We start from the raw sequence: 8,512 nt of genomic DNA, 5'->3' as shown, positions 1-8,512 counted from the left end.
AAAAAGCGCAGTTTTGCCTTCTTTTCTGCGCAAGCAAGAGTCGGCCCGCTTGTGGGCCGAAACCCACAACAAAACGGGTTCCGCTTCCCGCCCCTCCCGCCGAAAGGCGGGCCCCGCACCCTATAATATCAGGAAACACAAAAGTATCCCGTCTCCTCCCGCCGAAGGCGGGCAACCCTCCCTCCCCTCACCAGCACCTAATCCCCAAAAAACAAGAAGGGGCCTCGTCAACAAACGAGGCCCCTCAATTCAACGAGATCTCATCAAAAAACTACAACACAAAAAAAACGCTTGGCCGTCTGCCCGGTAGCCTCCCATACTTCTTCAGAAGAAAGCCCTTTAAGCGTGGCGATGAACGCTGCGGTGAAACCGGTCAGCGCGGGATGATTGCGCTTGCCGCGCCATGGCTCCGGGGAAAGGAAGGGGCAGTCGGATTCGATGACCATTCGGTCGAGCGGAATGAGCTTGGCCGCTTCGCAAAGCTCTTCGTTCTTGCGGTAGGTGACGGGGCCGGGGATGGATATGGTCCAGCCGTAATCGAGCAGCTCCCGAGCGAAATCCGGGCCGGAACCGTAACAGTGCCAGAGCACCGGCTGGCCAATAAACCCGCCTTCTCGAAGCACGGCAACGGCGTCCTCGTGGGCGTCTCGGGAGTGAATGACGGGCGGCAGGCCGAGTTCGCGGGCGAGCTCGAGCTGCTCGGCAAAGACCCGCTGCTGAATGTCGTTCGGCACGCGCTCCCAGTAGTAATCGAGGCCGATTTCGCCAACGGCCTTCAGGCGCGACTCGGCCCGGAAATGCTCCCGCATTCGGACGAGTTGTTCCGGTTGATAGGTGCCGCTGTCGTTGGGATGCACGCCGAGCAGGAAAAACACTTCGGGGTGATCGTCGAAGAGATGGCGGTTTTTCTCATAGGCATCGGGGCCGAGAAAGACGTTGCCGATGCGGGCAATGCCGCAGTCGCGGGCGCGGGCGAGGATCGCCTCGCGGTCCTCGTCAAAGTCTTCGAGGTCGAGATGGGCGTGGGATTCGACGCCGACGCGCGGCAGGCCGAGGCTTTCCGGTTCCGGTCTGTTCTTCTTTTTCTTCTTTGCCATGACCGGACGGTCATACTCCCTTGCGCGGCGGGAGGCAACCGGCGAGGGTCAGCCGAGGATGTCGAGAACGGCGGCCTGCTGGGCCTCGGGCGAATAGGCCTCGGCAGTGGTCCGGGCGTTGGCGAGGGCCGTGTCGAGTTCGGTGGGCTGCTCCGTCCACCAGTTCACGGCGTTTCGAGGCTCAGGGCCGCGTCGAGCACGTCGCCGTCCGCGCACCAGAGACCGTTGCCGCCCCACGGAACGTCGCGCAGAGGCCACCATGGGGTAAAACGCGGCTCTGGCTCGGCCTGACGCATGTAGTCCCAGCCGCCGAAACCGGAGTAGCCCACGCACAGGCAGCCGCAGGCCATGGCCTCCAGCGGCGGCAGCGGGCAGCCTTCGGGGAATCCGGTCATGAGAAAAATGTGGCTGTTGCGAAGCGTCTCGGCCACGCCGTAGGCGTCCATGCCCTCGATGGGCGTCCAGCGGGCCGCGTCCCGGCCGCAACGGGCCTCGAACGCGGCGCGAATCTGGGCGGCCAGCGACTTGTTCTTGCGCGGCATGTAGGCGATGCGGACTTTGCCTTGGGGTCTTGTGTCTGCCGAATGAAAGATCGTGGGGTCGATGCCGGGCCGCAGCACCGGGGCGGTGCGTTTGACTGTCTGCCGGATGTAATGGCGAACGGGATCGGACACGGCGACGAAGGAGACGGGCAGGCGGTCCCATGTCACGCCGGGCGGGAGCGAGGAAAAAAGGTAGGCCCAGTTCTGCACGTAGCTGACGCACTCGGCTTCGGCCTCAAGCCCCGGAGCAAGGGCGTTGACCCAGCCTTCGGGCACCACCCAGCGGTCCCCGGCGCTCAGACGCAGGTCGTCCCATTCGATGACCGGGGCCGCGTCCTTCAACCCTTCGGGCCGCCATCCGGCCTCGTCGCGGGCAACGAGAAAGGCCTCGCGGCCGGAAAGGTGCAGGATGTCCGCCACCTGTCGCAGCACGGTCACGCCGCCTGTGGGCTTGCTCACCGGGGGAAGGAATATGAACGTCTTCATCGCGATATCTCCTGCCGATCAAACAACCATGAATACCGCTTTTATGCAAGATTGCCCGCCGGTTCAGGCGTCGATACGGCGAGGAATCAGAGCATCAGCAGCCACGCTCCGCCGAGCATGATGGCGGCGGCCACCAGCCGTTTGCCAATGCGCTCATTGAAGGCGCGGCGGGCCAGAAAGAGCGTCACCAGCACGCTGAGCATGGACGCCGGTTCGGCGATGCTCACGTCGATCTGGGTCATGGCCACCAGCAGGAAGAGGTAGGAATAGCCGTTGATGCCCCCGGCGATGGTGGCGGCAACTGGCCGGGTTCGCATCATGGAGGAAATATCACCGATGCGGCCACGTACGGCCAGCGCGATGAACACGTAGAACGCGATGACCGAATAGAGCACGAAGCAGTAGGCCACCGGGTCCACGCTGAGTTTTGCCGCCGAAACCACGTAGGCGTCGGCCACCCGGCCGCAGGCGATGAGCAGCGAGGCCAGCACCATGAAGCGGCACGGCCTGTCGGTCAGGATGGCCTTGACCGATTTCAGAAAGCTGCCCTGCGGGTTGAGATGCGAGGCCCCGTAGACAAGAAGGGCCAGTCCGCCTATTTTTGTGGGAGTGAGCGGCTCGCCCAGAAACAGGAAGGCCAGAAGCGCCAGAAAGAGCACGTTGGAGTTGTAGAGCGGGCTGACAAGGGACGCCTCGCCGGTGGACAGGGAGTGAACGTAGCAGGTAAAGGCTGCGGCGTAGAACACGCCCGCCCCGAAGCTGACGGACATGGCCTTCCACTGCTCAAGCGGCAGGTCCCACGGCACGAACGGCAGGAGCAGCACCGCGCCGAGCGCGAAAAACAGGAACGTGGGCGCGAACGGATCCACGTTGGTCCCGAGCCGCTTGACCACAATGCGCTCGAAACCGAGCAGCACGATACGGGCGGCGAGCGCGAGGATCGGCAGGCTGAGCGCCCATGAGGAAAACGATTCCATCCCGAGGAGATACGCCTCTTCGCACCGGGTGGCAACAATGTTTGCAGGGGACAGGCAATGAAACTGGAAGCACCGTTTCTGCCGGATGCAGGGTACACGGCTCGACTTGCCGAGCTGGGCGACAGGCTCGACTCGGTACACTTCGCCCTGCCGGGCAGCACCGCCCTTGACGCGCGGCAGCAGCCAGCGCCAAATGAACGGGCCACGCTGGACGCCCTGCAGGACCTCCGCGGTCCGGACGTTTTCCTGTTGCTCAACGGCCGGATGCTTCCGCCGCAGCGTTATCTCGACTCCGACGCCATGGCCGCGCTCGCCGCACGCCTTGAGCGGCTCGTGGACGAGGTCGGCCTGCGGGGCATCGTGATCGCCGACTTCCATCTGCTCAACGCGTTATCCGAAGCCGCGCCCGAAACCTGCTCCCGGCTGGAAGCCGTGCCGAGCGTCAACACCATGATCGACGCACCGGCCAAGGCCCGCGCCGTACTGGACGTCATCGCCGCCAGCGCGTTCCGGTCGCCCTCCCGCGTGGTGCTGGACCGCTCCCTGAACCGCAACCGGGACGGCCTTGCCCGCACCGCAGACGCAGTCCGCAAGCGGCTTCCCGGCGTCGCCATCGTGCTCCTTGCCAACGAGGGCTGCCTGCCGCACTGTCCGTACAAAGCCGCGCATGACGCGCACATCTCGCTTGTAAGCCAGCGGCTTTGCGCGGACCGTACCTTCGAGGCCAACCGGCGGTATGCGTGCCTGTCCGATTTCTTTGAGCGGCCCGAACGCATTCTGGCCTCCCCGTTCATCCGGCCCGAGGACGCAGAGTGGTATCAGGACCACGCGGATGTGCTCAAGATATGCGGCAGAACGCGGGGACCGGAATTTCTGGCCCGGGCGGTGGGGGCTTACGGAGCAGGACGCTGGGACGGGAACCTGCTCGACCTGCTCGACGCAGTGGGCGATGCCGCAGGCAGACTTTCACTGGACAACGCCGCCCTGCCGGACGACTTCCCCACCCTCATGAGCGGCTGCGAACTGGATTGCCCCGGATGCGGACGCTGCGCGTCGATGCTCGCCACCGCGTTTCGCCGCAAAACGGTTGCGCTGCGGGAGTTTTAGGCGGTTCCCATACGGCCCGACCTGGTGTACTGTCCTGCCTGCAAACAAGGAGAGCTTTGATGAAGAAATCCCTCGGCGAAAAACCTTTTGTGCTGCCCACCCCGGTCTGGACCGTGGGCGCATACGACCTCGACGGCAAGCCCAACGCCATGATCGCCGCATGGGGCGGCATCTGCAGCTCCGACCCGGCCAGTCTCTGCGTGGCCTGCGGGAAGGCCGACACACCTACTCCGGCATCATCAAGCGCAAGGCCTTCACGGTAAGCGTCTGCGCGCAGGATCAGGCCGAACAGGCCGACTACTTCGGCATTGTCTCTGGAAAGGATGTGGACAAGTTCGAGCGCACCGGGCTGACAGCCACGCGCGGCGAATTTGTTGACGCGCCCTACGTGGAGGAGTTCCCGCTCGTGGTGGAATGCGAGCTGGCGGAACAGCTTCGCATCGGCGTGCATGAGCTGCTGGTGGGCACCATCCGCGACGTCAAGGTGGACGAGGACAAGCTCAAGGAAGGCAAGTTCCCGGACATCGAACGCATCAAACCCCTCATCTTCACTCCGGGCGCACGCACCTACCACGGCGTGGGCGAGCTGGCGGGCATGGCCTTCCAGTCCGGACTCAAATACAAATAATGCGGATTCTCATGCTGGCCGTCCTCGTGGCGGCCATTCTCCTTCCCGCCCCGGCCGTGGCCGAGGACTTCGGCGACCAGCTCAAGGCGGGCACGTTCATCCTGCACACCGAAAACGACAAGTTCGGTGGCGGCACGGACGAGTATTACACCAACGGCGTGCAGCTCACATGGGTTTCGCCGGTGCTGGAAAAATGGGAAGACGCGCACATGCACGTGCTCATCGAGGACCTTGCCAAGTCCTTTCCGCTCATCAACGACGAGCGCAAGCACTCGGTTTCCCTCGGCCTCGGCCACACCATCTTCACGCCGGTGGACACCAGCACCACCGAACTCCAGCCGGACGACAGGCCGTATGCAGGCTGGCTGTACGGCACGCTCGGCATGCACGCCAAAAACGACACCACGCTGGATGTCTTCGAGGTCACGCTCGGTGTTGTCGGCCCCTCGGCCCTCGGCGAGCAGGTCCAGAACAACTTCCACAACATGATCGGCGTGGACCGCGCCAACGGCTGGGAGAATCAGCTTCACGACGAACCGGGCCTGATGCTCACATGGCAGCGCAGCTGGCGGATATTCCCCGGCGACGACCCTGCCCGCAGGGGTGGCTGGGGCTTCGACATCGTGCCGCACGTGGGCGCGACCCTCGGCAACGTGAAGACCTATGCCAACGTGGGCGGCGAGGTCCGCTTCGGCTATAACCTCCCGGCGGACTTCGGCACCTCCTTCATCGGCCCAGCCGACGGCGTGAACGCGCCGCTGGAGAGCCTCATGGACAGCCGCGCCGGACTGCACTTCTTTGCCGGAACCGAAGGCAAGGCCGTGGCCCGCGACATCTTCCTCGACGGCAACACATGGCAGGACAGCCCGAGCGTTGCCAAGCGCACGCTCGTTGGCGACCTCTACTTCGGCGCATCCGTCCGGCCGTGCAGCAACTTCTCCATCACCTATACGCAAGTGCTGCGTACCAAGGAGTTCTACGGGCAGGCCCACCCCCACGTGTTCGGCTCCCTGACCCTGACCTTCAATTTCTAGCAGCCCGACTTCATTGCAAAGCGATGCGTTCCGTCTATGGAACCCGCTCGAAATCCTTTCTTCCCGTATATTTGATATTTTACCGCAATCCGTAGTAGGGTTCGGATACGCCTGAAACCGTTCATGCCGTGAACGGTGATAAACATTTGTCTGACAGGAAGAAGTGAGATCCCTCCTCGTCAAGACAATGATAAGAGGGCTTTGCTAATGCAAAGCCCTTCTTGTTTGAGGCTCCTCCAACATTTGCCTTTTCCCCACGCTGACGTTATCAACGCCCTATCACAAAACAATGCCTGATAGCCGCTGCATCCCGGTGGCACCTTCTTCATTACATTCAGCCACGGATTTCCATGAAAAAACTCATATTCGTTCTCTGCTTTTTTTGTCTGCTCACGGCGTGCAGGCACACCGTAGCCCCCGACTCCGGCACGCCTTCAGCCGGTGTCGAGCTCACCTTCGACACCGGCGTACAGGTTTCCCGCGTGGAAATGTACGCGTCCGTGATCAAGGCCAACGGCGAAGAAACCAAACCCATCATCATGACCTCGTTCGAGCAGAGAATTCAAGCCGAGCGAAAGGGAGACCGCGTCCACTGGAAAGTCACGCTTTCCGATCTCGCCATGTTCGGGACACCGCCGCGCAAGGGCACGTTCTACTCCACCACGTTCGACAGCGACATCTACGGGCAGGACAAGAAAAACTTCCGGTCAGGGCACACGGACTACCGCGACAGGTACGAGGTGGGAGAGACAATCGTGGACTCCATCGAACTGCCGGAAGGCCGCTTCAAGGTGGGCGACAAGTCGCTGCTTGTTTTTTCGACCGAGCCGGACCTCGACGGGCTGGAATTCCTCCTGCCCGAACCGCCGGCCCGAAACATTTATCGCGGCGAAACCAACTTCAAAGGCGTCCCCGCTTACGAATTCAACGCCACTGTTTCCGACATTACAGTCCGCCCCGAAGGCAGGGACTACGACCTCCACGCCACAATCGAGGTTTCTGAAATGCTGCGCAAGGACTGCCGCCTTCCGCTGCGGGAGCGCTCCAAACTGGCAATCCACGACCCGAAGATCAATGAGACCAGAGTCCTATACACACACGTCACTCCTGCTGAAACTCCCGAGGCCGTGGCCGAGGACAGTACGCCTGCAAAACAGTCAATCGACTGGGCCGCGCTCATCGAACAGGCGGCCCCTCCCACGCCCGTTACCGAGCCCATTGAATTCAAGTACAAGCCTGCAAACGAGTTCTACAGCGCAGAAGTCGTCGCAATTCTCGAGGCCAAAAACGGAACGACCCTGAACGATCCGGTGATGAGCTTCACCATGCACGTAACCGCGAAAAAGTCCGGGAATCGCATGAAATGGTCGCTGTCATACCCGCACATGAAAATCGGCGAGAAGGATTACCCACAGGACAATCCGATAACGTTCGACAGCGACATGCGGTGTGGTGACATCAAAAACTTTCAGAATGACAATGCGATGAGTATGCTACGAACGGAAGACATGTACGCTGACTTCCGGCTCCCGACAGGCAGCTTCAAGACAGGGGACATGGTCTTCCCGCCTATCTACGGACACAACACCAACCAGTTTGAAATGATTTACCCCGAAACGGTAGGATACACGTTTGTCGGGGTTCAGCACCTTGACGGCAAAAAGGTCTATGTCATGCGATTGGATAAGAGCGACGTCATCATACGGGAAAGAAAAACCGGCCAGGAGGACAAGGCGACAATCTGGGGCATGCGCTACTTTGACGCGGAAACCATGCATCAGGTCTACTATGAAGGAAGCATGAATTCCGAAGAACGGCTGGGCTTAACGCGCCTGACCGTGAGCAAACTGCCCAAATGATCATTCAGGGCCTGCATCCGCAGGCCCTTTTTTTACCGTTTCTCCACGAGAAGCACGCGCGTCTGCGCGCCGGGGTGGTTGGTCATGCAGCACTGCATGACGCGGGCGCGGTCCATGGGGATGGCCGCGCAGTGGGCCTCTATGGCCTCTGCCTCTTCCGCGCCGCCGGGATGGCCGGTGTAGAGGACCATGGAGGCGACCCCGCCACGGCGCATGACGCTCAATGCGGCGTCGATGGCCGCGCAGGAGGTCTCCGGCCGGGTGATGACCGTCTCGTCGCCGCCCGGCAGGTAGCCGAAGTTGAACATGACCGCGCCCACCGCGCAGCGCACCTCGTCGGGCAGCACCTCGGCCATGCGTTCATGCCCCGCCAAATGCAGCGTCACATTGTCCGGCGCGCCCTGCGACGCGAGCCGCTGCCGCGCGTTGTCCAACGCGTTCTGCTGGATGTCGAAGCCGAAGACTTTTCCCTCGGGGCCGACCTGCTGCGAAAGAAACAGGGTGTCGATGCCGTTTCCGACGGTGGCATCCACGGCGATGTCGCCGGGCCCTGCAACCTGTCCCATGACGGCCTTCACGAAACTGACGGTATGGCTGATGAACATGGGCAGGATGTATCCCAAGCCCGCAAAGGCGGCAAGCCCGCGCTTTCCCGAAGCCGGGCCGCGTGCTAGCCTGCCGCATGACCCGCCACCCGAAACCGATCATACTGGACATGGACAACGGCTGCGGCATCCCGCTGGCCGACGTGGACGACGCCCTCGCCCTTGCCGTGGCGCTCG

General features: G+C 62.2%; 9 protein-coding genes. 5 read left to right on the top strand and 4 right to left on the bottom strand.

From position 1 onward, the window contains the following. Positions 1 to 263 precede the first annotated feature (263 nt). The 3 genes from JCM12178_RS15945 to JCM12178_RS15935 form a co-directional block, all read right to left on the bottom strand. The gene (locus JCM12178_RS15945) at positions 264 to 1,097 is read right to left on the bottom strand and encodes a TatD family hydrolase (RefSeq protein WP_054652835.1); all 834 of its coding nucleotides are present in this window, start codon (positions 1,095 to 1,097) and stop codon (positions 264 to 266) included. A 164-nt stretch (positions 1,098 to 1,261) separates the two neighbouring features. Continuing rightward, on the bottom strand, positions 1,262 to 2,125 hold the full coding sequence (locus tag JCM12178_RS15940) for a glycosyltransferase family protein (RefSeq protein ID WP_369404546.1): 864 nt from the start codon (positions 2,123 to 2,125) through the stop codon (positions 1,262 to 1,264). A gap of 86 nt (positions 2,126 to 2,211) precedes the next feature. Further along, a complete protein-coding gene (locus tag JCM12178_RS15935; RefSeq protein ID WP_054652833.1) occupies positions 2,212 to 3,102 on the bottom strand; it encodes an EamA family transporter in 891 nt (296 codons plus the stop codon). 57 nt (positions 3,103 to 3,159) lie between these two features. Here JCM12178_RS15935 and JCM12178_RS15930 point away from each other — a divergent pair, with 57 nt between their 5' ends. From JCM12178_RS15930 to JCM12178_RS15915, 5 genes are all read left to right on the top strand, one after another. Continuing rightward, positions 3,160 to 4,209, top strand: a complete 1,050-nt coding sequence (locus JCM12178_RS15930; protein ID WP_054652831.1) for a hypothetical protein — start codon at positions 3,160 to 3,162, stop codon at positions 4,207 to 4,209. A gap of 59 nt (positions 4,210 to 4,268) precedes the next feature. Next, the gene (locus JCM12178_RS21285; RefSeq protein WP_439646713.1) at positions 4,269 to 4,472 is read left to right on the top strand and encodes a hypothetical protein; all 204 of its coding nucleotides are present in this window, start codon (positions 4,269 to 4,271) and stop codon (positions 4,470 to 4,472) included. Further along, positions 4,382 to 4,837 carry a flavin reductase family protein gene (locus tag JCM12178_RS15925; protein ID WP_439646714.1) on the top strand — a complete coding sequence of 152 codons (456 nt, stop codon included), beginning with the start codon at positions 4,382 to 4,384 and terminating at the stop codon, positions 4,835 to 4,837. Before JCM12178_RS21285 ends, JCM12178_RS15925 begins: the two co-directional genes overlap by 91 nt. After that, positions 4,837 to 5,871, top strand: a complete 1,035-nt coding sequence (locus JCM12178_RS15920) for a lipid A deacylase LpxR family protein (RefSeq protein WP_054652829.1) — start codon at positions 4,837 to 4,839, stop codon at positions 5,869 to 5,871. Before JCM12178_RS15925 ends, JCM12178_RS15920 begins: the two co-directional genes overlap by 1 nt. Before the next feature lie 350 nt (positions 5,872 to 6,221). Then, positions 6,222 to 7,730, top strand: a complete 1,509-nt coding sequence (locus JCM12178_RS15915) for a hypothetical protein (protein ID WP_054652827.1) — start codon at positions 6,222 to 6,224, stop codon at positions 7,728 to 7,730. Between the two features lie 32 nt (positions 7,731 to 7,762). Here JCM12178_RS15915 and mnmM read toward each other — a convergent pair whose 3' ends face one another. After that, positions 7,763 to 8,335 (bottom strand): tRNA 5-(aminomethyl)-2-thiouridylate-methyltransferase MnmM, encoded by a 573-nt coding sequence (mnmM, locus tag JCM12178_RS15910; protein ID WP_054652837.1) that lies wholly within the window; start codon positions 8,333 to 8,335, stop codon positions 7,763 to 7,765. Between the last annotated feature and the right edge of the window lie 177 nt (positions 8,336 to 8,512).

The organism is Salidesulfovibrio brasiliensis JCM 12178 (assembly GCF_001311825.1).
GTDB lineage: Bacteria > Desulfobacterota > Desulfovibrionia > Desulfovibrionales > Desulfovibrionaceae > Pseudodesulfovibrio > Pseudodesulfovibrio brasiliensis.
This window is presented reverse-complemented; position numbering and strand designations above follow the sequence as displayed.

Coding starts and splice junctions, on each gene's coding strand:
- JCM12178_RS15915 (WP_054652827.1), top strand. CDS start 6,222: ATGAAAAAACTCATATTCGTTCTCTGCTTTTTTTGTCTGCTCACGGCG.
- JCM12178_RS15930 (WP_054652831.1), top strand. CDS start 3,160: ATGAAACTGGAAGCACCGTTTCTGCCGGATGCAGGGTACACGGCTCGA.
- JCM12178_RS15935 (WP_054652833.1), bottom strand. CDS start 3,102: ATGGAATCGTTTTCCTCATGGGCGCTCAGCCTGCCGATCCTCGCGCTC.
- JCM12178_RS21285 (WP_439646713.1), top strand. CDS start 4,269: ATGAAGAAATCCCTCGGCGAAAAACCTTTTGTGCTGCCCACCCCGGTC.
- JCM12178_RS15940 (WP_369404546.1), bottom strand. CDS start 2,125: ATGAAGACGTTCATATTCCTTCCCCCGGTGAGCAAGCCCACAGGCGGC.
- JCM12178_RS15920 (WP_054652829.1), top strand. CDS start 4,837: ATGCGGATTCTCATGCTGGCCGTCCTCGTGGCGGCCATTCTCCTTCCC.
- JCM12178_RS15945 (WP_054652835.1), bottom strand. CDS start 1,097: ATGGCAAAGAAGAAAAAGAAGAACAGACCGGAACCGGAAAGCCTCGGC.
- mnmM (WP_054652837.1), bottom strand. CDS start 8,335: ATGTTCATCAGCCATACCGTCAGTTTCGTGAAGGCCGTCATGGGACAG.